Raw genomic sequence first — 25,124 nt, 5'->3', positions numbered from 1 at the left:
GCTCCCGTCCCCGGAGGACTGCGATGACAAGCATCGCGCTGCACAGCCTCGCGCCCCACAACGACCTCCAGGTCGCCACCATGCTGGCGGGCATCGCCTTCGTCCTGCTGGTCGGCGTGCTGCTCGGCACTCTCGCCAAGCGGGTCCGCCAGCCCGCGGTGATCGGCGAGATCCTCGCCGGCATCGCGCTCGGCCCCAGCCTGCTCGGGCTGCTGCCCGGCGACCTGTCGCACAAGCTGTTCCCCGCCGACGTACGGCCGCTGCTGTCCGCGGTCTCCAACGTCGGCCTGATGCTCTTCATGTTCATGGTGGGCTGGGAGTTCGAGAAGCGGATGCTGCGTCCGCACCGCGGTCTGGCCGCGTCGGTCTCGCTCTCCTCGGTCGCCTGCGCCTTCGGACTCGGCGTCGCGGTGGCCGCGCTGCTCTACCCGCACCACAACACGGTGGCCGGGCACCACATCTCCTTCGTCACCTTCTCCACGTTCATGGGCGCGGCCATGTCGGTGACGGCCTTCCCCGTACTCGCCCGGATCCTCACCGACAACCGGCTCACCCACTCGCGGGTCGGCACCCTCGCCCTGGCCAGCGCCGCCGTGGACGACATCCTCGCCTGGTGCATGCTGGCGTACGTCTCCGCGCTGGTCACCTCCAGCGGCGCCGGTGACCTCTTCCAGGTGCTCGGCCTGAGCGCGGCCTACGTGCTCGGCATGTTCGTCCTCGTGCGGCCCGCGCTGGCCGCGGTGGTCAGGTTCTTCAGCGAACGCCAGCAGTGGCGGGCCCTGTTGGTGGTCATGGCGGCCGGTACCTTCCTGTCGTCCTACCTGACGACCTGGATCGGCATCCACGGCATCTTCGGCGCCTTCCTCTTCGGCTTCATCATGCCGCGCGAGCCCGCGCTCCAGCTCGCCGAGCACCTGCGCAAGCCGCTCGACCACGTCAGCCTGATCCTGCTGCCGGTGTTCTTCATCGTCACCGGCCTCGGCGTCGACATCAACGGCCTGCACGCCCGGCAGTACCTGGAACTGTCCGCGATCCTGGTCGTCGCCTGCGCGGGCAAGCTGCTCGGCGCGATGGTGCCCGCCCGGCTGTTCGGCCTGTCCTGGCGGGAGTCCAGGGCGCTCGGCCTGCTGATGAACACCCGAGGGCTGACCGAGCTGATCATCCTCAACACCGCCGTCCAACTCGGCGTCCTGGACAGCCAGATGTTCACCATGATGGTGATCATGGCGCTGGTCACGACCGCGCTGGCCGGTCCGCTGCTGCCCAAGAGCAGCGAGCTGATGGCCACTTCGACGGTGGGCGTCGAGGTCGGCGAGGCGGAGGCGGCGGGCAAGGCCGAGGCGGGGGCCGGCGCCGGGGCGGCAGCCGCGGGCGAGAAGGGGCGCTCGTGAGCGCGCCCTCCGATCAGGTGCTGCACCAGCCGGAGCCGGTGGAGGGCAGGCTGCTGCGCAATGTGTGCGGCCTGTTCGTCACCGGCGTCACCGTCATCACCAGCGGCGCGGAAGGGCGTTCGGAGGGAACGACGGTCAACTCGTTCACCTCCGTCTCACTCGACCCGCCGCTCGTGCTGTTCTGCCTGCACAAGGAGTCGCGGCTGCGCGCGGTCATCGACGAGGCCGGCTCCTTCGTGGTGAATTTCCTGTCGGGGCCGCAGGAGCCGCTGGCCCGCGCCTTCGCGGGCAAGGACACCTCGGCGGTCAAGGACGTGCCCCACCACCACTCGGCCGAGGGCATGCCGGTGCTCAGCGAGGCACTGGCCTTCCTGGCCTGCCGCCTGGACAAGGAGTTCGACGGCGGCGACCACACCATCTTCGTCGGCCGCGTCGTCGAACTCGGCGTGCCCCGCGAGTACCAGGAACCGCTCATCTTCTTCCGCGGCTCCCTGGGCGCGCTGGAGGAGGAGCCGCGCGGAGCACACCCGATCTTCGACGGCTGAGCGGACCCGCACGTCAGCCATCCACGTCACGTCACGCACCGCCCATGACGACGAGAGGACACACACCATGGCGTTCGCATTCGAGGCCGTCGACCCGAAGGTCTCCTTCGAGACCCAGCTCCAGCAGGAGGACTCGGGCACCGTCGTACTCATCAACACCCTTGTCGTGCCCGAGGGGCAGATGGACAAGACCCTGGAGAGCTGGGCGCTCGACGCCGCCTACATGAAGTCCTGTGACGGCTGCATCTCCACCCAGCTCCACCGCGGCACCGCGGGCAGCAACACCCTGGTCAACATCGCGATCTGGGAGTCGACCTCCTCGCTGCTCGCGGCCTTCATGTCGGCCGAGTTCCAGGAGAAGGCCGGCGCCTACCCCGACGGTCTGCTCGCGCGGCCGTTCATCGCGGAGAAGGTCGCCGTCCAGGGGATCTGCGTGGCCTAGGGCCTGTCCGCCGACCCGGCCACCGCGCATCAGTGAGGAGCTCTTCGATGAGTGCGATCAGCATCGCCGCGGAAACCGTCGATCCCCTTCCGCAGCACACACTGCTGGTGTTCCTGCTCCAGATCGGCGCCCTGCTCGTCCTGGCACTCGTGCTGGGACGGCTGGCGAGCAGGCTCGGCATGCCGACCGTCGTCGGAGAACTGGCCTCGGGCGTCTTACTCGGGCCCTCGCTCCTGCTGCACGTGGCGCCGGGCCTGTCCGGCTGGCTCTTCCCCCGCGACCCCACCCAGATGCACCTGCTGGACGCCGTCGGGCAACTCGGCGTGCTGCTGCTCGTCGGCTTCACCGGCATGCACCTGGACCTGAAGGTGGTCCGCAGACAGGGCGGCAAGGCGGCGGGCGTCAGCGCCGCCGCCCTGCTGCTGCCCCTGGCGCTCGGGGTGTGGCTCGGTTACGCGCTGCCGGGTGAACTGCGGCCGGGCGACGCCGATCCGGCGGTCTTCGCCTGGTTCGTCGGCGTCGCCATGTGCGTCAGCTCGATCCCGGTGATCGGCCGGGTGCTGGTCGACATGAAGCTGATCCACCGCAATGTCGGCCAGATGATCCTGGTCGTCGGCACCATCGACGACGCCGTGGGCTGGCTGCTGGTCTCCGTCGTCACCGCGATGGCCACCACCGGGGTCGGCGCGGGCGAGATCGCCACCCCGCTGTGGCACCTCGCCGTCGTCATCGTCGTCCTGCTGACCGGCGGCCGGTGGCTGGTCGGCTGGGTGCTGCGCTGGGCCGAGCGCTCCGGTTCGCGCGGCGTGACCATCTCCGCCACCGTCATCCTGCTCGTCCTGTCGGGCGCGGGCGCCCAGGCGCTCGGTTTCGAGGCGGTGTTCGGCGCCTTCCTGTGCGGCATCCTGATCGGCTCGCGCGGCACGGACGCGCAGGCACGGCAGTTGGAGCCGCTGAACGCCACCGTACTGTCCTTCCTGTCCCCGCTGTTCTTCGCGCTCGCCGGGCTGCGGATCGACCTGACGTCGCTGACACGTCCGAAGATCGCGCTGTGGGGACTGGCCGCGCTGGCGATCGCCGTCGCCGGGAAATTCCTCGGCGCCTTCATCGGCAGCGCCTTCAGCCGCCTCACCCGCTGGGAGGCCCTGGCGCTCGGCGCCGGGATCAACGCGCGCGGGGTCATCCAGGTGGTCATCGCCGTGGTCGGCGTACGGCTCGGCCTGCTGACCACCGCGATGTACAGCATCATCGTGCTGATCGCGATCCTCACCCCGCTGATGGCGCCGCCGATCCTGCGGGTCGCGATGAAGCGGATCGAGAGCACGGCGGACGAGGAACTGCGCGAGCAGCGGGTACTGGCCCTGCAAGGGGTGCCCGAGGGGGGTACGGACGGGCGGCCTGACGAACTCGCCGACGCACGCGCGGACGGCCTGACCGACGGACTGACCGACGGGTTCGCGGACGCCGGAGAATCCGATCCGGCCGCCGATACCCCCGTCACCCAGGAACGCGGCGTCCCGGTCCACCCCACGTGACATGCCCCACGTGGGGAGGGCCGGGACAGCCGCTCGGCTCAGCCCGCGCGCGGACCGGACTCGTCGCGGCCGTCGCGGCCGTCGTCGCCGGGCTCGATCGCCTTCCTCGGCTCGGCGGCCTCGATCTGTCCGGCGGCCGCGTCCTCGTCCCCGTCGTCCAGACCGTCCAGCCGTACGCGGGAGAGCTTGTCCGGGTTGGTGACCAGATAGATGTCGGTGACCTGGTCGTTGCTCGGATTGAGGTCCATGACCATGACCGCGTAGGGGGAGTCGCCGGAGAAGACCACGGCGGACGGATCGCCGTTGACGTGCCGGTAGCGGATGTCGAGGGCTTCCGGCAGCCGGCTGGTGGCGTAACCGTTCAGCAGCCGGGCGACCTTGTCGCGGCCGGTGACCGGGCGCAGCGCGGAGCGGACCTTGCCGCCGCCGTCGGTCCACATCGTCACGTCCGGCGCGAGCAGGCTCATCAGGTCGGCGATGTCGCCGCCGAGCGCGGCGGCCACGAAGCGCTCGGTGACCTGCTGCTGGAGGTGCGGGTCGGCCTGGTAGCGGGGCCGCCTGGCCTGGACGTGTTCGCGGGCCCGGTGCGCGAGTTGGCGAATCGCGGACGGGCTGCGGCCGAGAATTTCGGAGATCTCGGTATGCGCGTAACCGAACACCTCGTGCAACACGAACACCGCGCGTTCCAGCGGGGTCAGCGTCTCCAGAATGACCAACAGTGCCATGGACACGGATTCGTTGCGCAGCGCGGATTCCGCGGCGTCCGTCGCCTGCGCCGCCTGCGGGGTGTTCCGCGCTTCCGGAATCTGCGTGATCAACGGCTCGGGCAGCCAGGGCCCGATGTACGTCTCGCGGCGGCGGCTGATCGTGGCCTGCCGGGCGAGCGCCTGGTTGACCGCGATCCGCACCAGGTACGCGCGCGGGTTGTCGATCTCCTCGGCGTGCGGCTGGCGGACTCTCCGCGCCCAGGCCAGCCAGGTCTCCTGAAGGACGTCCTCGGTGTCCGAGACGCTGCCGAGCAGGTTGTAGACCACCGAGAACAGTAACTCCCGATGACCCACGAACACCCGTGTGGCGGTGTCGTCGGGCAGCTCCGCCGGGTTGTCGGACATGGTGGGCCTCCCAGTGTGACGCGCGCTCCTGTCACCTGAGATGAAGGGCCCCCGTCCGAGTGTGACATCGGCCGGTAAAGATGTTGCGCTATTACCGACCGCTGTCGTTTTTCTTCTCTCTTTTCTCCGTTCTTTTTCCCCGGGCGAGTCCCTCAAAGAAGGAGCACAGTCATGTCCGTTAAGCGGCGGCTGGCGCGCGTGAACAAGTATTTCGGCAATCGGATCGTCGGCCGGATCCTCCCCGCCATGCCGGGGTTCGGCGCGGTCTACCACAAGGGCCGCAAGTCCGGCCGGGAGTACCGCACACCGGTCAAGGTCTTCAAGAAGAACGGCCACTTCATCCTGTCCCTCCCGTACGGCGCGGAGTCCGACTGGGTCAAGAACGTGGTGGCCGCGGGCGGTTGTGAGATCAAGACCCGCGGCAAGCGCGTTCCGGTGGTCGCGCCGCAGGTGTACATCGACGACAACCCCGACATCCCCGCCGTGCTGCGCTGGGCGCTCCAGCGGCTGCGCATCGACGAGTTCATCTCGCTGAAGATCGTCGAGACCACGGCGCAGACCGGGACCGGGGTCACGGCCGAGCGCGTCTGAGCACGATCGGTGAAGACGCGTGAGGAGGAGTGATCGCGCATGCCCGCACCGAATTGGCGCGCCTTCGGCCGGGCCGCCGGCCGGTTCTGCGGGGACCGGCTGCTGCGCGCCCTGATCTCGCTGGGCTCGACGACCGTCGGCGTCTCGTCGTCCGAGTGGTGGCGCGGGCGCGGCGAGCACTGGTGGGAGGGTGCGGCGCCCACCGAGGGCTCAGGCCCGCGCGCGGTCGCCGCGGCGGCCCGTCGCAAGCCCGGCGGCCTCGACGATCCCGGCGTGCTGCGCAAGCTGCGGGCGCTGCGCGGCAGCCAGGACCTGCCGGGTCCCGGCGACCCGTACGACGGCTGCCTGGACGCGGCGCCGCGCTGGCACCCGGAGCGCCGCGCGGCCGGCGGCAGGTGAGGTGAGGACGGCCGGCGGCCTGTGAGGTCGGGTGAGGTGAGGACGACCGGCGGCCGGCCGTCAGCCCGTCAGCGGTCGGCGAGTTCGTCGGTCGCCTCACGTCCCGCCCGCGCCGCGCGGGACAGGAAGTCGGCGATCAGCACCAGTTCGGCGTCGTCGTAGTCCGCGCAGATCACGTCCATCGATTTGTTGAGCCCGGCGAACATCTCGGCCGTCTCGGTCTCGCGCTCCTTGATGACCTGGACGAGGACCGCCCGCCGGTCGCTGGGGTTGGGCGTACGGACCACCCAGCCGCCGCGCTCCAGCCGGTCGAGCACGCCGGTCAGCGTGGCCGGGTGCAGGCCCGCGTGCTTCGACAGCGCGGTCGGTCCGATCGGCCCGAAGCGGCTGACCAGGTCCAGGCACTCCAAGTCGGCGTCGCGCAGGCCGAGATGAGTGCCGACCCGATGGTTCAGCAACGCCATTTGGACGGAGAGATCGCGCAGCGCGTCCTTGATCCTCGTGTTCAGTCGCCTCCGCCGCCGTATTGTCGACGCGGCTCCGGGCAGTGTGGAATCCATACGCAACGTTCCTCGCATCGATAGCACGCGGAGATATGAAACTACCCCAACCCCCGATTCGGTCCGCTGGTCGACCGCTGGAGCCTTCGGCCCCGGTCGGGCGGCGAATATCGGCGGGGTTCAGGCGGACACCCTCTCACAGGTCCTTTACAAACTCGTAGGGCTCTCCCCGAATCCTCCGCGCCTCGCGCGGTGCCCGTTGCCGGTGGCAGGCGTGCGCCTCCCGGCAACCGTGGGCTCGTGCCCCAATGTGGCCGGATCGAGCCCCCTGTCGCTCGTCACCCTCCGTGCTCACATCGCCCGCCAACACCACCGGTCCCGCCCGTATCGCGCGTCGAGCGCCCTCTCAACACCCCTTCTGGGCAGGCAAGTTGCTAGGTGCATAAGGCAACCGAGCGGGAGATGGGTAGTTTTGTCGGACATTGGACAACCTCCACAGGCCACTCACAACTTCTCACTATCTGTTGTTCATTTTCTCCTCAGGTGAACAGTGTCATTCGGCCATTGAGGCCCCGTTCACTCCTCGCAACGCGACGCCATTCGGCGCGCGGGAGCGCTGGGGGGAGAACGACACGTGACATCCACACAAGTGGTGTCCCGCACGCCCGAGTCGGTCGGGGGCGACGACGCCCCCCGGCGGCTGCGGGCGGCCAAGGGGATCGGGGACCGGATATTCCGCGGGCAGCTCACGGCCGCCGGTGTCGCCGTACTGGCGATCATGGCGGCGGTCGGCCTGTTCCTGCTGCTACGGGCGAGCCAGGCGCTGCGGGTACGCGGCTTCGCGTTCCTGACCACCGCGCAGTGGCAGCCCGACGTCCACAACTTCGGCATCGCCGCCGTCCTCACCGGGACCGTGCTGATCGCCGCCGTGGCCGTCTGCTTCGCGCTGCCGCTCGCGGTCGGCACCGCGCTGTTCATCTCGGAGATCGCGCCGCGCCGGGTGCGCCGCACCCTGGTCGCGATGGTCGACCTGATGGCCGCCGTGCCGTCCGTCGTCTACGGCCTGTGGGGCCTGTTCTTCTTCCAGGGCCATGTGATCGGCCTGTCCCGCTGGCTGTCCACCTGGTTCCACTGGGTGCCCTTCCTGCGCGTGGACGGCGTCGAGCCGGGCGAACCCCTCTCCTCCGCCAGCGTGTACACCGCCTCCACCTTCATCGCCGGAATCGTCGTCGCGATGATGGTGGCCCCCATCATGTGCTCGGTCATGCGCGAGGTCTTCGCGCAGGCCCCGGCCGGTGAGCGGGAGGGCGCCTACGCGCTCGGCTCCACCCGCTGGGGCATGATCCGCTCGGTGGTGCTGCCGTACGGCCTGGGCGGCGTGATCGGCGGCACGATGCTGGGGCTCGGCCGGGCGCTGGGCGAGACCATCGCGGTCTACCTGATCATCTCCCCGGTCTTCCAGATCCAGCCCCACATCCTCCAGACCGGCTCGAACTCCGTCTCCTCGCTGATCGCCCTGCACTACGGCGACTCCTCGGACTTCGGCATGTCGGCGCTGATGGCCGCGGGCCTGGCCCTCTTCCTGCTCACCCTGGTCGTCAACTTCACCGCGTCCACGATCGTCGCGCGGTCCCGCTCCGGCTCGCTGAGCGAGGGGTGACGACATGACGGACCTTCTGGCCGAGCCCGCCACCGCCGCCACGAACGCCGCCGCAGCCGCCGCCACAACGGCCGCCGCCGACCCGCCCGCCGCCACCACCGTCGTCGTACGGCAGCCGGCCGACGCCCCGGACGCCGCGCAGCGACGGCGCGCCCTGGGCGGCGTCGCCCGCGGCGCGGTGCTCAACGTCCTCGGCGCCGCCGCCACCGGCCTGTGCACCGCCCTCCTCCTCTTCGGCCGACTGGCCCCGCTCTCCGGCCCGCTGGGCTTCGCGGCCGTCACCTACCTGGTCTTCCTCGCCGCGTACGCCCTGCTGTGCTCGCTGGAGCACGACGGACCCGCGGTCCGCGACCGGCTCATGACCGTCGTGCTCTGGTCCGCCGCGGGACTGCTGTTCTCGGCCCTGGTCCTCGTCGTCGGCTTCACGCTGTGGCGGGGGCGCGAGGCGCTGCCGCACGGCAACTTCTTCACGCAGGACATGCAGCTCGCGGGCCCGCTCGACCCGATCACGGTCGGCGGCATCACCCACGCGATGCTCGGCAGCCTGATCATGATCGCCATCGCCCTGGCCGTCACCATCCCGCTGGGCATCGCCTGCGCGGTCTACCTCAACCAGACCCGCGGCCGGTTCGCGCGCTTCGTGCGGACCATCGTCGAGGCGATGACCGCCCTGCCCTCCATCGTGGCCGGACTGTTCATCTACGCCACCTGGATCCTGATCCTGCACTTCCCCAAGTCCGGTCTCGCGGCCGGACTCGCGATCAGCGTGATGATGCTGCCGATCATCATCCGGGCCTCGGACGTCGTCCTGCGCCTGGTCCCCGGCAATCTCACCGAGGCCGCGGAAGCGCTCGGCGCCCCCCGCTGGCGCACCGTCTGGCACGTGGTGCTGCCCACCGCGCGCTCCGGGCTCGCCACCGCCGTCATCCTCGGCACCGCCCGCGGCATCGGCGAGACCTCGCCCGTCCTGCTCACCGCCGGATACGCCACCGCGGTCAACGCCGACCCCACCAACGGCCCGATGCTGTCGCTGCCGCTGGCCGTGTTCACCTTCGTCAAATCCCCGGAACCGGCCATGGTGGCCCGCGGATTCGGCGCGGCGGCCGTGCTGATGCTGCTGGTCCTGGTGCTCTTCACCATCGCCCGGCTGATCGGCGGGCGTGGCCCCGGCCAGCTCTCCAAGCGCCAGGGCCGCCGCGCCGCCCGCGCCTCCCGCCGCGACGTCGAGCGCTTCGACGACCTGCGCGCCCCCCGCCCCTCGCTGTTCGCTCCCGCCGCAGACCCGGCCGGATCCCCGCTTCCCGGAGAGAACTCCTGATGCCCCGCCGCACCTCAGCCCCGGCCGCCCTGCTCATGGCCCTGCTCGCCCTGCTGGTCACCTCGGTGTTCGGCCCCGGCGTCCAGCGCGCCGCCGCGGCCGACAGCTACGTCCCGCTGTCCGGCGCCGGATCGACCTGGGCGTTCAACGCCGTCGACCAGTGGCGGCGCAACGTCAAGCAGTACGGCATGGAGATCCAGTACGCGCAGACCGGCTCCTCCGACGGCCGGCACCAGTTCCTCAACGGGACGGTGGACTTCGCGGTCTCCGACATCCCCTTCCAGACCAACCCCACCGACGGCTCCGCGCCCGAGCACCCGACCAACGGCAGTTACGCGTACATGCCGATCGTGGCCGGCGGCACGGTGTTCATGTACAACCTCAAGGTCAACGGGAAGCGGCTGACCAATCTGCGGCTGTCCGGCGAGAACGTCACCAAGATCTTCACCGGCGCCATCACCAACTGGTCCGACCCGGCCATCGCCGCCGACAACCCCGGCCTGCGACTGCCCGCCAAGAAGATCGTGCCGGTGGTCCGCTCCGACGGCTCGGGCTCCAGCGCCCAGTTCACGCTGTGGATGGCCAAGCAGCACACCGCGCTGTGGAACACCTACTGCGCCAAGGTGGGCCGCGCGGGGGCCTGCGGCTCGACGTCCTACTACCCGCCGGTGCCCGGCATGATCTCCCAGGCGGGCGACCTCGGCGTGGCGGGCTACGTCGCCCAGGACTACGGCGACGGCGCGATCGGCTACGTCAACTACTCCTACGCCAAGAACGCGCACTTCCCCGTCGCGAAGGTGCTCAACCACGCGGGCTACTACACCGAGCCGACGCCCGCCAACGTCGCGGTGTCGCTGGTCAAGGCGCGGATCAACACCGAGAAGAACTCGCCCGACTACCTCACGCAGGACCTCAGCGGCGTCTACACCGACACCGACAAGCGCAACTATCCGCTGTCCAGCTACTCGTACATGATCCTGCCGCTCAAGGTGCAGGGGCAGTTCACCCAGGCCAAGGGCACCACGCTGGCGGCCTTCTCGTACTACTTCATGTGCCAGGGCCAGCAGTACGCGCCCAAGCTCGGCTACTCGCCGCTGCCGATCAACCTGGTGCAGGCGGGCTTCGACCAGATCCGCCGCATCCCGGGCGCGCAGACCCAGACGATCAACGTCAAGGGCTGCCACAACCCGACCTTCAGCACCGACGGCACCAACACCCTGGCCAAGTCGGCGCCCTTCCCGCAGGACTGCGACAAGCAGGGCGCCGCGCCCTGCACCACCGGCAGCGGCGGCGCGTCCACCGGCGGCTCCGGCGGCTCGTCCGGCGGCTCCAACGGCGGCGGTACGAGCGGCGGTTCGGGCAACGGCACGGGCGGTTCGGGCAACGGCGGTTCGGGCGGCGGCGGTTCGGGCGGCGGCTCCGGCGGTACGGGGAACGGCGGCACCGGCGGATCGGGCAGTGGGGGCGGCGGCAACAGCTCGGGCGCCGTCGACCCGGACACCGGCCTGCCCGTCGACGCGTCCAACGGCGGCTCCCCGGACGGCGGTTCGTCCGGCGGCGGCTCAGGTGACGGCGGTGCGAACGGCGGCGGCAACGGCAATCAGGTCGTGCTCGCGCAGCCGGTCGCCGTCGGCGGCCACAACGGCTGGGGCGGCACCCAGACCCTGATGCTCCTCGCGGCGCTGCTCGTCGTCGGGCTGGTCCTGGCACCGGCCGCGACCTCCCGCGCCCTGAGCGCCCGCAAGGCCCCGGCCGACCGCACCGCCTCGACCGACCGCAAGGAGGACACGCCGTGACGACCCCGCGACAGTCCCTCGGCCGCCGGCTCGTCCGGCGCCTGCTCACCGGCGCCCTGCTCGGCGCAGTCCTCGGCGCGGCGGCGGCCCAGGCGGCCCCCGCCCTGCTGACCGACCTGCGGCCGGTCGCCGCGCAGTCGGCCGCGTCGGTGCGGGCGGCCCAGTCGAGCCCTTCCGCCCAGTCGTCCGCCGTGACCGTCTCCGGCCGCGGCGAATTCGCCGACATGCGCTTCCGCGTCAGCCAGACCCGCGACCTCGCCAACCAGGCGATCAGCGTGTCCTGGACCGGCGGGGTGCCCACCACCTTCGCCGGCACCCAGTTCAACACCGACTTCGTCCAGATCATGCAGTGCTGGGGCGAGGACGACGGCGCCGTCCCCGGCAACCCCGGACCGCCGCGCACCCAGTGCCAGTTCGGCGCGTCGCCCACCACCGGCCGTAACACCTGGCCCGGCAATCAGGCGGACGACACCCGGCAGGTCTCGTACAGCGCGGACCCCGGCAGCTACGGCGAGGACGACAAGTACGGCGCGGGCCGCCCCTTCGGCCGCGGCGAGGTGCCGTTCAAGTCCATCGACGGCACCGTCGTCACCAGCGACACCCAGAACAACCGCTTCTACAGCTACAACACCACCAACGAGATCGACTTCGGCCGCACCGGGGCCGACGGCACCGGGCAGGAGTACGTCGAAGCGCAGACCAAGGAGGAGGCCCCGCACCTGGGCTGCGGCGCCCCGGTCAAGCACCCCGACGGCAGCGTCACCGGCCGGTCCTGCTGGCTGGTGATCGTCCCGCAGGGCCACCTGGACCTGGACGGCAAGCCCTACCAGGACCGCACCCAGGTCAACGCGGGCTCCCCGGTGTCCTCCACGAACTGGCGCAACCGCATCGCGGTCCGGCTCGACTTCCAGCCGGTCGGCGCGACCTGCGCGATGGGCGCGCGGGAAGTCGACACCACCGGCAGCGAGTTGGTCTCCGACGCGATGGGGAGCTGGCAGGCCAAGCTCTGCGGCACCGGCACGGTCTTCGGCTACACCACCGTCGGCGACTCCGAGGCGCGCGGCCAGCTCACCGACTCCGGCGACAGCCTGGTCTTCACCACCCTGCCGGTCACCGGCGAGACCCGGCCCGCCGACACCATCACCTACGCGCCGGTCGCGCTGTCCGCCGCCGTGATCGGCTTCAGCATCGAGCGCCAGCCCCGCTCCGACGCGCCCGCCGACGTCAGGAAACGCGCGGGCACCCGGGTCGGCTCACTCGACCTCACCCCGCGGCTGGTCGCCAAACTGCTCACCGAGTCGTACCGCAACTCGCCCTGGGGCGCGGTCCGTACGACATACGACGACGGCGGACCCCGGCTGACCGCGGCCAAGGGCTACGACTGGGCGCTGCACAATCCGGGCGGACTGCTCACCGACCCCGAATTCCTCGCGTACAACAAGGAGTTCGCGGACCTGTCGGTCGCCTCCAACCCGAGCACCGACACCGACCTGATCACCGCCTTCGGCCACAGCGACCTGGCCAGGCAGGTGTGGACGTGGGTGCTGGCCGACCGGCAGGCCCGGCAGTTCCTCGCGGGAGTGCCGGACGACTGGGGGATGCGCGTCAACCCCTTCTTCAGCTCCAACGGCGACCTCAACCCCACCGGTTACGCCTTCTCCGCCGACCGCGACGACTTCCCCAAGAACGACAACTGGGAGACCGTCCCGCCCGGCAGCGGCGCCCCGGACAGCCAGAAGCAGAAGATGACGGACTTCCACCCGTACGTGGACGACCTCTACACCGGCGCGCTGCGCACCCGCCGCGGCGACCAGCTCTGGAAGTCCAACTGGGACCCGCTGGCCACCCCGCCGGTCTGGAAGACGCCGGGCCCGCAGGTCGCCGGGCAGCGCTTCATGCTGACCATCACCGACGCGGCCTCCGCCGCCCGCTTCGGCCTCCAGACCGCGCGGCTGCGCAACCCCGCGGGCGAGTTCACCGCACCGACCAGGGCCGCCCTGGTGGCCGCCGCCGACAAGGCGAAGGCCGCCGACGGCGTACGGCGGATCGACCCGACCGCGAACGCCAAGGGCGTCTACCCGCTGAGCATGCTGGTCTACGGCGCAGCCCGCCCGGCCGAACTGGCGCCCACCGCCCGCAAGCAGTACGCGGACCTGCTGCGGTACGCCTCGGGCGGCGGCCAGGTGCCCGGCACCGCCCCCGGCACGCTGCCGGTCGGCTACGCGCCCCTGCCGTCCGCGCTGCGGGCCGAGGCGGCCACGGCCGCGACCGCCCTGGAGACCTGGAAGCCGGCCCCCGGCCCCGGCGGCTCCGGCGCCCCGCAGACCGAACCGGGTGCCGCGGACGGCGGCACCGGCTCCGGCGGCGGCACGGGCGGTGACGGCGGCGGCAGCGGTACGGCCGGCGGCTCCGACGGCGGGAGCGGGAGCGCGGACGGCGGCACCGGCGGCCACACCGCCCCCGGCGGCAAGCCCGGCGCGTCACCCAGCCCCACCGCCGCGACCGGTTCCCCGGCGACCGTGCCGGTCGCGGGTGGCATCACGCCCTCCGACCCCGGTTCCGCGCTGCGCTTCGCGGTGCCGATCGGGGCCGGCCTCGGGCTGCTCGCCGCGCTGGGAGCGCCCTTCGCCGCCGGTACCCGGCTGCCGCTGCGCCTGAGCCTGCCCGGCGGACGCTCCCTCACCATCCCGCGGCCGACCGTCCCCGCCCGGCTGCGCGGCTTCCGCCCGCCACGTCGGCGACCGGGCGGCTGAACCGGCCCGCGCCCGCCACGTCGGCGACCGGGCGGCTGAACCGGCGCGCGCGCCGGGCCACCCACCAGACACGTCGTTCGCCCCGAGTCTCAGTCGGGGCGAACGACGGGCTCCACCCTGCCAGACCGGCCATCCGGCTCCGGCGGGTCCCCACCCGTCACGCAGTACGAGTCCCCGATCAGGAGACAGAGATATGCGCACCAAGCGCCCCATCGCCACGATCGCGGCGGTCATGACCGCGGCCATCGCGGCCGGTACCCTCACGGTCGCCGCACCGGCCTTCGCCGACCCCGCGCCCGGCACCTTCGGCACGTACGTGGGCGTCGGCTCCGACACGACGCAGGACGTGCTGAACGCGCTGGCCGGCACGGCGCTGCCGGACGTCGCGTCGTACGACGCCACGGGCTCGGCCACCATCAAGACCCGTGCGAACGGCGTGACCTTCACCCGTCCGAACGGCTCGGGCGCGGGACAGAAGGCGCTCAGCGCCTCGCTGATCGGGGACACCGACCCGGGCGGCACCGTGAACATCGCGGGCCAGGTGGACTTCGCGCGCTCCTCCGGCGCCCCCTCCACCGCGGGCACCACCCTCACGTACATCCCGTTCGGCCGGGACGCGGTCGGTTACGTCGCCAAGGGCGACTTCCTGAAGAACCTGACGCGCACCCAGCTCAATGAGATCTACTCCGGCACGGTCACCACGGTCGCGGGACACCCCGTGCGGCCGTTCATCCCGCAGTCGAGCTCCGGCACGCGGAAGTTCTTCCTGAGCGCCATCGGCGTCGTCAACCTCGGCAGCAACGTCAAGGGCACCGACGACAACGGCAAGACGGTCGAGGAGAACCAGGCCAACGGCGTCATCCTCAAGGACGGCGACCTCGTCCCCTTCTCCGCCGCGAGCTGGATCGCGCAGAACAACCACACCGCCCCCGACCGCAGCACCGCCGCCGCGCAGAACGGCGCCTTCATCGGCGCCCTCGACCTCGGCGCGGGCACCCCGGTCAGCCCCGTGGTCAAGGGCGCGGACGACAAGCTGTCCCCGTTCGGCGGCTACTACGACGACCCGACCTTCGGCCGCGACGTCTACAACGTGGTGCCCACCCGCGCCATCGACAGCTCCAGCGCCTTCTTCGACAAGGGCCTGTACGACACCTTCGTGAGCGCCGGCGCGCACAAGGCGGCCATCGCGTCCGACGTGGCCGAGAAGACCATCGCCGCGTTCGGCTTCCAGAACGAGCCCTACAACGGCAGCATCGACACCTCCGTCCGCGGCCACGCCAAGGCGGGCGGCCTGGAGACCAACAGCTCCTCGCTCATCAAGCCCGCCGCGGTCGGCGCGCTGGCCGCCACCGCCCCGGCCCCGCGCCAGCTCACGCTGAGCTGGACCGCGCCCGCCGACCCGGCGCTGCCGGTCACCGACTACCGCGTGCGGATCACCGACAGCGCGGGCGACGTCGCCTTCAGCACCGACCTCAAGGCCCCGGCCACCTCGGTGACCGCGACCCTGGCCCCCGGCGCGTACACCGCCGAGGTCTACGCCTCCAACCTGGTCGGCGACGGCCCGAGCGTGACGGTGGCCGGCACGGTCAGCGAGGTCCCGAAGGGCGCCTCGAAGATCACCCCCGCCGTCTCCCCGGCGAGCGTCCCGTACGGCACCGCCGCCAAGCTCGCCGTCGCCGTCAGCGGCCCGTCCGCCGCCACCGGCAAGGTCACCGTCAAGGACGGCGCGGCCACCCTCGGCACGCTGACCCTGGACGCGGCGGGGAAGGCGTCGCTGACGCTCCCCAAGACCCTCGCGGTCGGCGCCCACACCCTGTCCCTGTCCTACGCCGGTGACAGCAGGCTCGACGCCTCCGCCGCCACCGCCAAGGTCACCGTGACCAAGGCCGCCGCCCGCGTCGCCGTCGGCGTCTCCCCGGCGAAGCCGGCCTACGGCACCTCCGGCCGGCTCTCCGTCGCCGTGACCGGCCCGGCCACCGCCACCGGCAAGGTCGTCGTCAAGGACGGCAAGACCACGCTCGGCACGGTCGGCCTGGACAAGACCGGCCGCGCGTGGCTGACGCTGCCCAGGACGCTGAAGGTCGGCACGCACACCCTGTCCCTGTCCTACGGCGGTGACAGCCGCCTCAACACCGCCGCCGCCACCTACAAGGTCACGGTCGTCAAGGCCGCGCCGCGCATCGCGACGAAGGCCCCGGCCAGCGTCAAGACCTCGGCCCGCGGCAAGGTGACCGTCGCCGTCACCGCCAACGGCGTCACCCCCACCGGCTTCGTCCGGATCTACGACGGCAAGAAGGTCGTCGGCACCGCCACCCTGAAGAACGGCAAGGCCGTCGTCACGCTGGCCAAGCTCACCAAGAAGGGCAAGCACGTCCTGACGCTGCGGTACTCGGGTTCGGCCACCGTGAACACCGGCAGCAAGTCGTTCGCCGTCACCGCGAAGTGACCCCGGCTCCCGCCCCGGCGGACGGCACCCGTCCGCCGGGGCGGGAGACCCGCGCACGGGTGCCGCGCGCACGGGTGGCCGCCGCCCGCTTCCGGTATCGCCCGGTGCGCCCCTGTCGCGTGAACCGCCGTGACCCCATGGACCTTTCGCCCCGCACACCACCGTCCAGCCCCGCACGCTCCCATCCGCTGCGCACGCCACCATCCAGCCCCATACACCCCCATCCAGCCCCCATACACCCCCATCCAGCCCCCGTACACCCCCATCCAGCCCCGTACACCCCCATCCAGTCCTGGACATCCCGAGGAGGCAGGCCGCCGTGACGGTCACCGACCAGACTCCGCCGCGGGCGGCGCGTTCCGCCGAGGCACCGGCCGAGACGCCCGAGGAGGTGACGCGGGCCGAGACGCCCGGCGGCGCGCCCGCCGAGGAGCCCGCCGCGGTCGCCGCCCCGGCCCCCCGGCCCCGGCGGCCCGCCGCCCGTCAGCTCGCCGCAGGCGCGCTGCTCGCGCTCGCCGTGCTGCTGCTCGGCCTGGCCGCCAACCTCGTCGTACTCAGCGGGGTGCAGCACAGGTCCGCGCAGCAGGACCGGTTCGACGCGCTGCGCGCCAGCCTCGCCGAAGGCACCGTGCCGGTCGGCCAGACCGACGAGCGGGGCCGGCTGCTCGCGCCCGGCACACCGCTCGCGCTGCTGGAGATCCCCCGGCTGCACCTGCGCGAGGTGGTGGCGGAGGGCACCTCGGCCGACGTGCTCACCGGCGGCGTCGGCCACCGCCGCGACACCCCGCTGCCCGGCCAGTCCGGCAGCAGCGTGCTGATGGGCAGGGCGGCGGCGTACGGCGGACCGTTCGGCGCGCTCGACCGGCTGCGGCCGGGCGACACCTTCACCGTCACCACAGGACAGGGCCGCCACCGGTTCCGGGTGCTCGACGCCCGCCGCGCGGGCGACCCGGCCCCGGCGCAGCCCGCCGCGGGAGGCGGCCGGCTGGTGCTGGTCACCGCCGACGGCCCCGCGTATCTGCCCAGCGGCGTGCTGCGCGTGGACGCCGACCTGGTGTCGAAGACCGCCGACACCCCCGACGCCGTCATCCGCCCCGGCTCCCTCCCGGCCGACGAGCAGCCGATGGGCACCTCCACCAGCGAGCTGTGGAAGCTCGTGATGTGGCTCCAGGCGCTGCTCGCGGCGTCCGTCGCGGCCGTGTGGGCCTGGCACCGCTGGGGCCGCCACCAGACGTGGATCGTCTTCCTGCCGCTGACCGCCGTCGTCGGCTTCCAGGTCGCCGACCAGGTCACCGGCCTGCTCCCCAACCTCCTCTGACCCGCCCACCGTCCGCCCCGTACTGCCCGAGGTGCCCGCCGTGACCGACATCGCCACCCCCGAAGAGACCACCGTCGCCCTGCCCGCGACCGTCCCGCCCGAGACCGCCGTGCCGCGCGGACCGGGCGCCGCCACCCTGGACGCGCGGGGCATCTCCGCCTGGTTCGGCACGCACAAGGTCCTCGACCGGGTCTCGCTGACCATGCCCGCCGGCCGCGTGACCGCCCTGATCGGCCCGTCCGGCTGCGGAAAGTCCACCTTCCTGCGGACCCTGAACCGGATGCACGAGATGATCCCCGGCGCCGCCATGGGCGGCGAGGTCCTGCTCGACGGCGACGACATCTACGCGGCGGGCCGCCCGCTCACCGAGGCCCGGCGGCACATCGGCATGGTGTTCCAGAAGCCGAACCCGTTCCCCGCCATGAGCATCTACGACAACGTGCTGGCCGGACTGCGGCTGACCGGCACCCGCGCCTCGCGGCAGACCAAGGACCTGCTGGTCGAGGAGTGCCTGTCGCGCGCGGGCCTGTGGAAGGAGGTCAGGGACCGGCTGCGGCAGCCCGGCGGCGCCCTGTCCGGCGGCCAGCAGCAACGGCTGTGCATCGCCCGCTCGCTGGCGATCCGCCCCCGCGTGCTCCTGATGGACGAGCCCTGCTCCGCCCTCGACCCGACGTCCACGCGCCGCGTCGAGGAGACCATCAGGGAACTGGCCGACGAGGTCACCGTCGTCATCGTCACCCACAACATGCAGCAGGCCGCCCGCGTCTCCCAGAACACCGCCTTCTTCCTCGCCGAACAGGGCACTCCCGGCGGCATCGTCGAACACGGCCCCACCGAGGCGATGTTCGCCAACCCCCAGGACACCCGCACCGCCGACTACGTCAACGGCCGCTTCGGCTGACCTACCGCGCCGCCCTCGTCGTCACACGCGTCCCGGACCGGATGTTCGCCGCCGTCCCGACGGGCCTGACGCGGTCGCGGGTGACGTGCGCGACCGAACAGCCGCAGTCGCCGGGCGTGCCGACGCCGGTCCGCCCAGCCGCGGGGGCAGCTGGGCGGACCCACGCGTCACGACACGGGGACGTAGACGACCTTGTTCTCGACGAACTCCTTCAGCCCCTCGATCCCGAACTCCGCACCGATACCGGATTCCTTGATCCCGCCGAAGGGCACGTCGGGAAAGCCCCCGACGTGGGTGTTGATCCACACGGTGCCGCTGTCGAGCCTCGCGGCGACCTCGGCCGCGGCCTCGATGTCCGGTCCCCAGACGGAGTTGCCGAGCCCGTAGCCGGTGTCGTTGGCCCGGGCCACCGCCTCGTCGAGATCGGCGTAGCGCAGAAGCGCGCGCACCGGGCCGAAGGTCTCGTCCCGCACCAGGGGGCTGTCATCGCTGATGTCGCGGACCACGGTCGGCGGGACGAAGTAGCCGGGGCGCGGGTCCACGGCCCCGCCGGCGATGACCGTGCCGTCCTTGTGGGCCAGTTCGAGGTACTCCTTGACCCGCTCGAACTGGGCGCCGTTCTGCACGGGACCGAACGCGGGATCGGCCTCGGGGTCGAGGCTGTGACGCAGCTCCTTGGACGTCGCGAGCTCCGCGAAGATCTCGGCGAACCGCTCGTACATCGCGTCCGGGACGAAGATCCGCTTGATGCCCACGCACAGTTGCCCGGCGTAGGAGAACGTCCAGGTGAAGATCTCGGGTGCCACCTTCTCCACGTCGGAGTCGGGCATGATGATCGCCGAGTCGTTTCCGCCGAGCTCCAGCACCACTCGTTTGATCGTCGTGGCCGAGGCTTCCAGGACCTTGCGCCCGGCCGCTGTCGAGCCCGTGAACGACACCATGCCGACGTCCGGGTGGTTGGCCAGCGCGGGGCCGACGCTCTTGTCGGGGCTGTTGTCGCCGAGGATGTTCACGACACCCGCCGGCACGATCTCCCGCAGCAACTCGCCCAGGTACAGGGCGTGCAGAGGCGAGGTCGGCGCGGTCTTGAGGACGGCCGTGTTGCCCGCGAGGATGGCCGGCACGACCTTGTACAGGCTCTGGAAGAGCGGCATGTTCCACGGGACGATCGCGGCGACGACACCGATCGGCTGGTAGTGGCGCTCCACCCTCCATTGCGCGTCCGAGTGCACCACGTCGGGCGAGAGGTCGAGTTCGGCGAAGTGACGGACCCACCTGAGCGTCCAGTCCAGATCCAGCTCTCGCAGCATCGGCAGGGGCTTGCCCAGTTCGAGCGCCAGGATGCGCAAGAATTCGTCGTAGTGCTCCTCGACCGCGTCGGCGATCCTCCGTACGACCTCGGCGCGTTCGGCGAACGGCGTCGCGCGCCAGGCCGGGAAGGCGGTCTTCGCGGCCTTGACCGCGAGCTCGAGCTGGTCCTCGTCGGCGGCCGCGGCGGTGGCGATCACCTCCCCGTTCCCGGGGTCGATGATCTGCGAGGCGGCGGCTCCGGGCACCAGCTCGCCGTCGATCAGGTGGGCGAACGTGTGGTGAAGGAGGTTCGTCTCGTTCGAAGGGAAAAGCATCGTTGCTCCTTCTCTGATGGATGTTGCGGTTCCTCGCGGGGTCACGACGTCTCGCTCGGCTCAAGGCGGGACGAAGGCTGCTTGCCGGTGTCCCCGGAGCGCAGCCGGAGCCCGACCGCGGCGACACCGGTCAGGAGAACGGCAGCGATGGACAGGGACGCGGCCAGGGAGCCGGTGGCCTTCCAGGCGGCGCTGACGAGCGCGAAACCCACCGCGTTGGCCACCTGCGTGGTGGTGAGCAGGACACCCGACGCGGCGCCCTCGTCCCCTTCCCGTACACGGGCGAGTACGGAGGCGATGATCGCCGGGTAGGCGAAGCCCATCCCCGCGCCGAAGCCCGCCGTCATCAGCGCGATGACGACCGCTCCCGCTCCGGCAAGCGCGGCGCAGATCGCGGCGACGAGGCTGGCGAACATGACCAGTGAGCCCCACAGCATCGCCGGGGGACCGGTGGGGGCACCGGGCCGACGGGCCGCGAGAGTCGTCGCCATGTACGCCACGCCGAGCGGAAGGTACGCCAGCCCCGCTCCGAGCGCGCCGATCCCGAGCCCCTCCTGCAGGTACAAGGTCATTCCCAGCAAAGTCGCGCTGTTGCCCACGTAGAACGCCACGGTGGCGACGAGCCCGAGCCGGATCGACCTCTGGCGCAGGAGCTGCCTCGACAGCAGCGGAGCGGCGGCCCGGCGCTCAACTCGGGGCATCGCCGTCGCGATCACGGCACCCCCGCCGAGCAGCACCCACGCGATCCAGGGCCAGCCGTGGTCGGGCCCGAGGCCGAGGCCCAGCAGCAACGGGATCAATGCGCCGGCCAGTACGCCGCCGCCGAGCACGTCGACCGGCACCGGCTCGGGCGCGCGCGTCTCCGGGATCGCCCTGGTGACGAGAAGCAGCGCGGCAAGGCCGATCGGCACATTGATCGCGAAGAGCGCACGCCAGCCCACGCCGGCGATGTCGACGGCCAGCAGCCCGCCGCCGATCAGCTGACCGAGCGTCGCGGCAGCGCCGAGCACCGTCGTATAGGCCAGCACCGCACGGCGACGCGGCTCGCCCTCGTACACCGCCTGGATCGTGGCGAGCACCTGGGCCAGCATCACCGCGGCCGCGAAGCCTTGAAACGCGCGCATGGCGACGAGCACCAGGAGGCTGGGAGCGAGTGCGCAGCCCAGGGAGAAGAGCGTGAAGGCCGCCATCCCGATGCCGAACATCAGGCGCCGGCCGAACCGGTCTCCCAGCCGTCCGCCGATCACCAGCGCGGCTCCGTAGGTCACGACGTAGATCGAGAGAACGAGCTGCGTGTCGGCAATCGAGGCTTTCAGGTCCTCGGCGATCGACGGAACACCGACGATCACGATGAAAGAGTCCAGGAATCCCATGAAGGTTCCGGTCAACAAGACCGGCAGGGCCAACCGATGAGATGTCATGTTTGGCCTTCGCTTTCCGTCCTGAGACTGGCGATCGCGCCTTCTCGGGCACGTGAGATCCCGCCACCTGGCCATCGGACCCCGCGGATCACGAACCACCGAGGAACGGCAGGTCGGCGGGGTGATCCGCGGGTCCGATGTCCGCTGTGACGACGTCGCCGTCGAGACTGAGTCGCGGGTCTCGGATTACGGCTACGACGCGACGTCGCGCGCGGGTGGGACGACCGCGGCCAGGCGGGTCAACGACCCCTCGAGCTCGTCGGCGGAGACCATCGGCAGGCGGGGCACCACTGCCGGGTCGGTGACCGCCGTCCAGTCGTACGTCTGGGTCACCTCGGTGTGGCCCTCGCCGGTCGGGGCGAGCTTCCAGGTGAAGCGGTGACCTTGCGGGCGCTGCCCCGGGTGGCCGGGCGCCCAGGCGATGACACGGTCCTCGGTGAAGGCCACGACGTGGTTCTCGGTCCGGTAGTCACCGAGCTCGCTGTGCATGGCCATGACGAAAGTGTCACCGACGGCGTCCACCGGGCGGGAGGTTTCGGCGTGCCTGAGGCGGCCGGTGGCGTCGAATTCGACGTGGCGCCGGGGGTCGCGCAGCACCGCGAAGATCTGTTCGGCCGGCGCGTGCAGCACTCGGGAGACGGTGGTGTGGGTCGGACCGCCGTCCGTGGTGACCGGGTCCGGGTAGAACCGGGCCCATGCGATCCGTCCGTCGCGGACGGTGAGGATTACCGGGCCGCGCAGTACGACCGTCGCCCCGGCCGGGGCGGTGCCCCGCATCTCCCATTCCGACCACGATTCGTCGCCGTTCTGCGCATGGCGCAGGACCTCGGCCCGTATGTCGGGCAAGCCGGCCAGGATCTTCGTCCAGTTCGCGGCGACCTGGTCGGAGCCGACGAATCCCTCGGCCGGTCGCAGCGGTCGTTCGGCCACGTAGTCGTCGGTGAAGCAGTCGGCGATCCGCTCCGGCACGTGGGAGTTGATCGCTTCGCGTAGTGCGTGGAGGGCCTGGGGGAGCATGCGGCGATCTCCTAGTTCTGGTTCGCTCTGTCACCGTCGAGCATGGAGGTCCGGGGTGCCGCCGGGCGACCTGACACCGCCCGGACACTGCCCGGACGGCGTCCCGGCCCTGACAGGCATAATCGAAGTCATGAACGACTGGCCGGGGCCGAAGACGACCAGCTTCGCGGCCATGCTGCGCGGCCTGCGGGAAGCCCGGTCGCTGACCCAGCAGGAACTGGCCTCCGCCGCGGGACTCTCCGTCGAGGCGGTCAGCGCGTTGGAACGGGGGCGGCGGACCCGGCCCCAGCCGCACACGGTGCGGTCGCTGGCCTCGGCGCTCCAGCTCCGCGAAGCGGACCGCATGGCGCTGCTGGCCATCCTGGGCCGGGCCGGGGACGGGACGTCCGAAATGCCGGCCCGCACGTTGACACCCCGCCCGCCCTCACCCCCGGCCGTCCCGGTGATCGGGCGGGACGGCGAGGTCGCCGAGATCGTCGCCGCCCTGCGCACCGCGCCGGGCCGGCTGGTGACGCTCACCGGCCCCGGCGGGGTGGGCAAGACCACCGTCGCGCTGGCGGCCGCGGACGCGGTGGCCGCGGACCATCCGGGGGCCGTGTACTTCGCGGACCTGACCGACGTCACCGACCCGGACGACGCCATCGCCGCCGTGTCCCGCTCCGCGGGCTCCCACAGCGACACGGTGACCGGCCTCGCCGCGCACCTCACCGGCACGTCGGCTCTGCTCGTCCTCGACAACCTGGAGCGCGTCACGGCCTGCGGCCCGCAGCTGGCCGAGCTGCTGACGGCATCCCACGACGCGGTGATCCTGGCCACCAGCCGCGTCCCGCTGCGGGTACGGCGGGAACGTGAGGTGCGCATCGCTCCCCTCGGCCCGGCCGCAGCCGTCCGGCTCTTCGGCGAGCGGCTCACCGCCGCCGGCGCGCCGCCGACCGGGAGCGGGGACGACGGCGCCGTCGCGCTGCTGTGCCGACGGGCCGACGGGCTGCCGCTGGCCATCGAGCTCCTGGCTGCCGCCGCCGCCCGACTCGGACCACGGGAACTGCTCAAGCGGGTCGATCAGCTGGCGGATCTGCCCGTGGCCGGCCCGCGGGACCTGCCGGCGCGGCAACGCACCATGGCGGCCACCGTCGAGTGGAGCTGCCGGATGCTCGGACCCGCGGCCCGGCGACTGCTTCCCCGGCTCGCCATGGTCCCGGGCAGCTTCTCCCTCGACATCGTCGAGGCGGTCGCCGCGCCGGATGCGTCGGACGCGGTGGGGGCGCTCGCCGAGTTGGTCGAGCACTCCCTGGTCACCCGCGGCGCCGACGCGGGACCGGTCGCGCGGTTCCGGCTGCTGGAACCGGTCCGCCGGTACGTGTTCGAGGCACTCGGGCCGAACGACCGGTACCACATCCGTCGGAGCGTGGCCCAATGGGCCTTGCGGGCAGCGCGCGAACAGGGTGCGCGAATCCGTGGCCGCGGCGATTTGACGGCCGTCGTGGAGGTTGAGGCGGATCGCCATGTGCTGCGGCTCGGCTTCGATCACCTCGTCGATTCCCGCAGGCACGACGACGCCGCCGAACTGCTGTGGTCGGTGTGGCTGCCGCTGTGGATGACCGGGCACACCCACGAGGGGCTCGACTGGGCCGACCGCTTGCGTGAGCACGACCTGAGCGAGCGGGGCCGGGCCCGCTGGCTGGTGGCGCGTGCCGGGTTCCACCGCGTCGCCGCGGACCTGTTCGCCACCGCGGAGCGGGCGATGCGGCTGGCCGAGCGGATCGACGACACCTCGCTGGCCGCGGAAGCGGCGATCTTCGCGGCGGCGGCGGCGCTGCGTCTGGAGGACTTCGACGCTTCGGTGTCTTTGCTGGCCAGGGCGGAGGCCCACGTCAAAGCGCGCCTCGACGTCGAACGCGACGTGTGGGCGGCTGTGCACGTGCTCATCGGCCGCGGGGACGGCGCGCTGCTGCGCGGTGACCGGTCCGCGGCGGCGCGGCACTGGCGCGCCGCCGCGGCCACGGCGCGGGAGCTGGGCAGCGAGTTCTCGGTGGCCGCGGTCCTCGCGGAGTGCGCGCAGGCGGCCCGCGGCGAAGGGCGCCTGACCGACGCGGCCTCGATGCTCGCCGTCGCCAGCGAGCTGGGCCCCCAACAGGACGGGTACCGGGCGCGCCTGGCGGGCGTGGCCGCGGCCGTGGCCACGGACCTCGATGACCTGGCGTCAGCGCGGTGGTGGGAGGACGCGGCGGGGCCGGACGCACCCCTGCGGGACACCGATGAACTGGGCGAGCGGTTCCGGGAGCTCGTCCGGCGCGCCGACACCGTCTCCGGCCGGGACTGAGCTGAGCCGTCCGGCCGTACCGGCGGTGTCCGGT

19 protein-coding genes are annotated in these 25,124 nt (G+C 71.9%); 14 read left to right on the top strand and 5 right to left on the bottom strand.

Annotation, left to right across the window (positions count from 1 at the left end):
• Positions 1-23 precede the first annotated feature (23 nt).
• The 4 genes from ACIQCJ_RS30070 to ACIQCJ_RS30055 all read left to right on the top strand — a co-directional run bounded on the left by ACIQCJ_RS30070 (position 24) and on the right by ACIQCJ_RS30055 (position 3,913).
• Positions 24-1,391, top strand: a complete 1,368-nt coding sequence (locus ACIQCJ_RS30070) for a cation:proton antiporter (protein ID WP_401853513.1) — start codon at positions 24-26, stop codon at positions 1,389-1,391.
• Positions 1,388-1,936, top strand: a complete 549-nt coding sequence (locus ACIQCJ_RS30065) for a flavin reductase (protein WP_391046827.1) — start codon at positions 1,388-1,390, stop codon at positions 1,934-1,936. Before ACIQCJ_RS30070 ends, ACIQCJ_RS30065 begins: the two co-directional genes overlap by 4 nt.
• Before the next feature lie 67 nt (positions 1,937-2,003).
• Positions 2,004-2,378 carry an antibiotic biosynthesis monooxygenase family protein gene (locus ACIQCJ_RS30060; protein ID WP_355337094.1) on the top strand — a complete coding sequence of 125 codons (375 nt, stop codon included), beginning with the start codon at positions 2,004-2,006 and terminating at the stop codon, positions 2,376-2,378.
• Between the two features lie 47 nt (positions 2,379-2,425).
• Positions 2,426-3,913 (top strand): cation:proton antiporter, encoded by a 1,488-nt coding sequence (locus ACIQCJ_RS30055; protein WP_391046824.1) that lies wholly within the window; start codon positions 2,426-2,428, stop codon positions 3,911-3,913.
• Between the two features lie 38 nt (positions 3,914-3,951).
• Here ACIQCJ_RS30055 and sigJ read toward each other — a convergent pair whose 3' ends face one another.
• On the bottom strand, positions 3,952-5,025 hold the full coding sequence (gene sigJ / locus ACIQCJ_RS30050; protein ID WP_402713107.1) for an RNA polymerase sigma factor SigJ: 1,074 nt from the start codon (positions 5,023-5,025) through the stop codon (positions 3,952-3,954).
• 171 nt (positions 5,026-5,196) lie between these two features.
• On the opposite strand from sigJ, the gene ACIQCJ_RS30045 reads away from it, so the two are divergent.
• The gene (locus ACIQCJ_RS30045; RefSeq protein ID WP_355337100.1) at positions 5,197-5,616 is read left to right on the top strand and encodes a nitroreductase family deazaflavin-dependent oxidoreductase; all 420 of its coding nucleotides are present in this window, start codon (positions 5,197-5,199) and stop codon (positions 5,614-5,616) included.
• Between the two features lie 39 nt (positions 5,617-5,655).
• The gene (locus ACIQCJ_RS30040) at positions 5,656-6,015 is read left to right on the top strand and encodes a hypothetical protein (protein ID WP_402713106.1); all 360 of its coding nucleotides are present in this window, start codon (positions 5,656-5,658) and stop codon (positions 6,013-6,015) included.
• Between the two features lie 68 nt (positions 6,016-6,083).
• On the opposite strand, the gene ACIQCJ_RS30035 is transcribed toward ACIQCJ_RS30040, so the two are convergent.
• The gene (locus tag ACIQCJ_RS30035; RefSeq protein WP_355337104.1) at positions 6,084-6,575 is read right to left on the bottom strand and encodes a MarR family transcriptional regulator; all 492 of its coding nucleotides are present in this window, start codon (positions 6,573-6,575) and stop codon (positions 6,084-6,086) included.
• A gap of 574 nt (positions 6,576-7,149) precedes the next feature.
• Between ACIQCJ_RS30035 and pstC the strand changes: the two genes are divergently transcribed.
• The 7 genes from pstC (at position 7,150) to ACIQCJ_RS30000 (ending at position 18,707) form a co-directional block, all read left to right on the top strand.
• A complete protein-coding gene (gene pstC, locus ACIQCJ_RS30030; protein ID WP_355337106.1) occupies positions 7,150-8,175 on the top strand; it encodes a phosphate ABC transporter permease subunit PstC in 1,026 nt (341 codons plus the stop codon).
• A 4-nt stretch (positions 8,176-8,179) separates the two neighbouring features.
• Positions 8,180-9,493, top strand: coding sequence for a phosphate ABC transporter permease PstA (gene pstA, locus ACIQCJ_RS30025; protein ID WP_391160452.1), 1,314 nt, complete (start codon positions 8,180-8,182; stop codon positions 9,491-9,493).
• The gene (locus ACIQCJ_RS30020) at positions 9,493-11,289 is read left to right on the top strand and encodes a phosphate ABC transporter substrate-binding protein PstS (protein WP_402713105.1); all 1,797 of its coding nucleotides are present in this window, start codon (positions 9,493-9,495) and stop codon (positions 11,287-11,289) included. Before pstA ends, ACIQCJ_RS30020 begins: the two co-directional genes overlap by 1 nt.
• Positions 11,286-14,042 (top strand): hypothetical protein, encoded by a 2,757-nt coding sequence (locus ACIQCJ_RS30015; protein WP_402713104.1) that lies wholly within the window; start codon positions 11,286-11,288, stop codon positions 14,040-14,042. Before ACIQCJ_RS30020 ends, ACIQCJ_RS30015 begins: the two co-directional genes overlap by 4 nt.
• 193 nt (positions 14,043-14,235) lie before the next feature.
• Positions 14,236-16,488, top strand: a complete 2,253-nt coding sequence (locus tag ACIQCJ_RS30010) for an Ig-like domain repeat protein (RefSeq protein ID WP_402713103.1) — start codon at positions 14,236-14,238, stop codon at positions 16,486-16,488.
• Positions 16,489-16,807: 319 nt separating this feature from the next.
• Positions 16,808-17,806: a sortase gene (locus tag ACIQCJ_RS30005; protein WP_401715603.1), complete on the top strand. Its 999-nt coding sequence runs from the start codon at positions 16,808-16,810 to the stop codon at positions 17,804-17,806.
• A gap of 109 nt (positions 17,807-17,915) precedes the next feature.
• The gene (locus ACIQCJ_RS30000; RefSeq protein WP_391047183.1) at positions 17,916-18,707 is read left to right on the top strand and encodes an ATP-binding cassette domain-containing protein; all 792 of its coding nucleotides are present in this window, start codon (positions 17,916-17,918) and stop codon (positions 18,705-18,707) included.
• Between the two features lie 167 nt (positions 18,708-18,874).
• Here ACIQCJ_RS30000 and ACIQCJ_RS29995 read toward each other — a convergent pair whose 3' ends face one another.
• From ACIQCJ_RS29995 to ACIQCJ_RS29985, 3 genes are all read right to left on the bottom strand, one after another.
• Positions 18,875-20,332 carry an aldehyde dehydrogenase family protein gene (locus ACIQCJ_RS29995; protein WP_401715601.1) on the bottom strand — a complete coding sequence of 486 codons (1,458 nt, stop codon included), beginning with the start codon at positions 20,330-20,332 and terminating at the stop codon, positions 18,875-18,877.
• Between the two features lie 41 nt (positions 20,333-20,373).
• The gene (locus tag ACIQCJ_RS29990; protein ID WP_402713102.1) at positions 20,374-21,753 is read right to left on the bottom strand and encodes an MFS transporter; all 1,380 of its coding nucleotides are present in this window, start codon (positions 21,751-21,753) and stop codon (positions 20,374-20,376) included.
• A gap of 192 nt (positions 21,754-21,945) precedes the next feature.
• Positions 21,946-22,770 carry a nuclear transport factor 2 family protein gene (locus ACIQCJ_RS29985; RefSeq protein WP_402713101.1) on the bottom strand — a complete coding sequence of 275 codons (825 nt, stop codon included), beginning with the start codon at positions 22,768-22,770 and terminating at the stop codon, positions 21,946-21,948.
• Positions 22,771-22,900: 130 nt separating this feature from the next.
• Between ACIQCJ_RS29985 and ACIQCJ_RS29980 the strand changes: the two genes are divergently transcribed.
• Positions 22,901-25,090, top strand: a complete 2,190-nt coding sequence (locus tag ACIQCJ_RS29980; protein WP_402713100.1) for an ATP-binding protein — start codon at positions 22,901-22,903, stop codon at positions 25,088-25,090.
• Positions 25,091-25,124: the final 34 nt, after the last annotated feature.

This window comes from Streptomyces sp. NPDC093221 (assembly GCF_044753885.1).
GTDB lineage: Bacteria > Actinomycetota > Actinomycetes > Streptomycetales > Streptomycetaceae > Actinacidiphila.
Note: the sequence above shows the minus strand (reverse complement) of the source record. Positions and strands in the feature narration are given on the sequence as shown.

Bases quoted from the DNA above. Each gene is read 5' to 3' on its own strand.
- ACIQCJ_RS30070 (WP_401853513.1), top strand. From the start codon at position 24: ATGACAAGCATCGCGCTGCACAGCCTCGCGCCCCACAACGACCTCCAG.
- ACIQCJ_RS30060 (WP_355337094.1), top strand. From the start codon at position 2,004: ATGGCGTTCGCATTCGAGGCCGTCGACCCGAAGGTCTCCTTCGAGACC.
- ACIQCJ_RS30055 (WP_391046824.1), top strand. From the start codon at position 2,426: ATGAGTGCGATCAGCATCGCCGCGGAAACCGTCGATCCCCTTCCGCAG.
- sigJ (WP_402713107.1), bottom strand. From the start codon at position 5,025: ATGTCCGACAACCCGGCGGAGCTGCCCGACGACACCGCCACACGGGTG.
- ACIQCJ_RS30045 (WP_355337100.1), top strand. From the start codon at position 5,197: ATGTCCGTTAAGCGGCGGCTGGCGCGCGTGAACAAGTATTTCGGCAAT.
- ACIQCJ_RS30040 (WP_402713106.1), top strand. From the start codon at position 5,656: ATGCCCGCACCGAATTGGCGCGCCTTCGGCCGGGCCGCCGGCCGGTTC.
- ACIQCJ_RS30035 (WP_355337104.1), bottom strand. From the start codon at position 6,575: ATGGATTCCACACTGCCCGGAGCCGCGTCGACAATACGGCGGCGGAGG.
- pstA (WP_391160452.1), top strand. From the start codon at position 8,180: ATGACGGACCTTCTGGCCGAGCCCGCCACCGCCGCCACGAACGCCGCC.
- ACIQCJ_RS30020 (WP_402713105.1), top strand. From the start codon at position 9,493: ATGCCCCGCCGCACCTCAGCCCCGGCCGCCCTGCTCATGGCCCTGCTC.
- ACIQCJ_RS30010 (WP_402713103.1), top strand. From the start codon at position 14,236: ATGCGCACCAAGCGCCCCATCGCCACGATCGCGGCGGTCATGACCGCG.
- ACIQCJ_RS29995 (WP_401715601.1), bottom strand. From the start codon at position 20,332: ATGCTTTTCCCTTCGAACGAGACGAACCTCCTTCACCACACGTTCGCC.
- ACIQCJ_RS29990 (WP_402713102.1), bottom strand. From the start codon at position 21,753: ATGACATCTCATCGGTTGGCCCTGCCGGTCTTGTTGACCGGAACCTTC.
- ACIQCJ_RS29985 (WP_402713101.1), bottom strand. From the start codon at position 22,770: ATGCTCCCCCAGGCCCTCCACGCACTACGCGAAGCGATCAACTCCCAC.
- ACIQCJ_RS29980 (WP_402713100.1), top strand. From the start codon at position 22,901: ATGAACGACTGGCCGGGGCCGAAGACGACCAGCTTCGCGGCCATGCTG.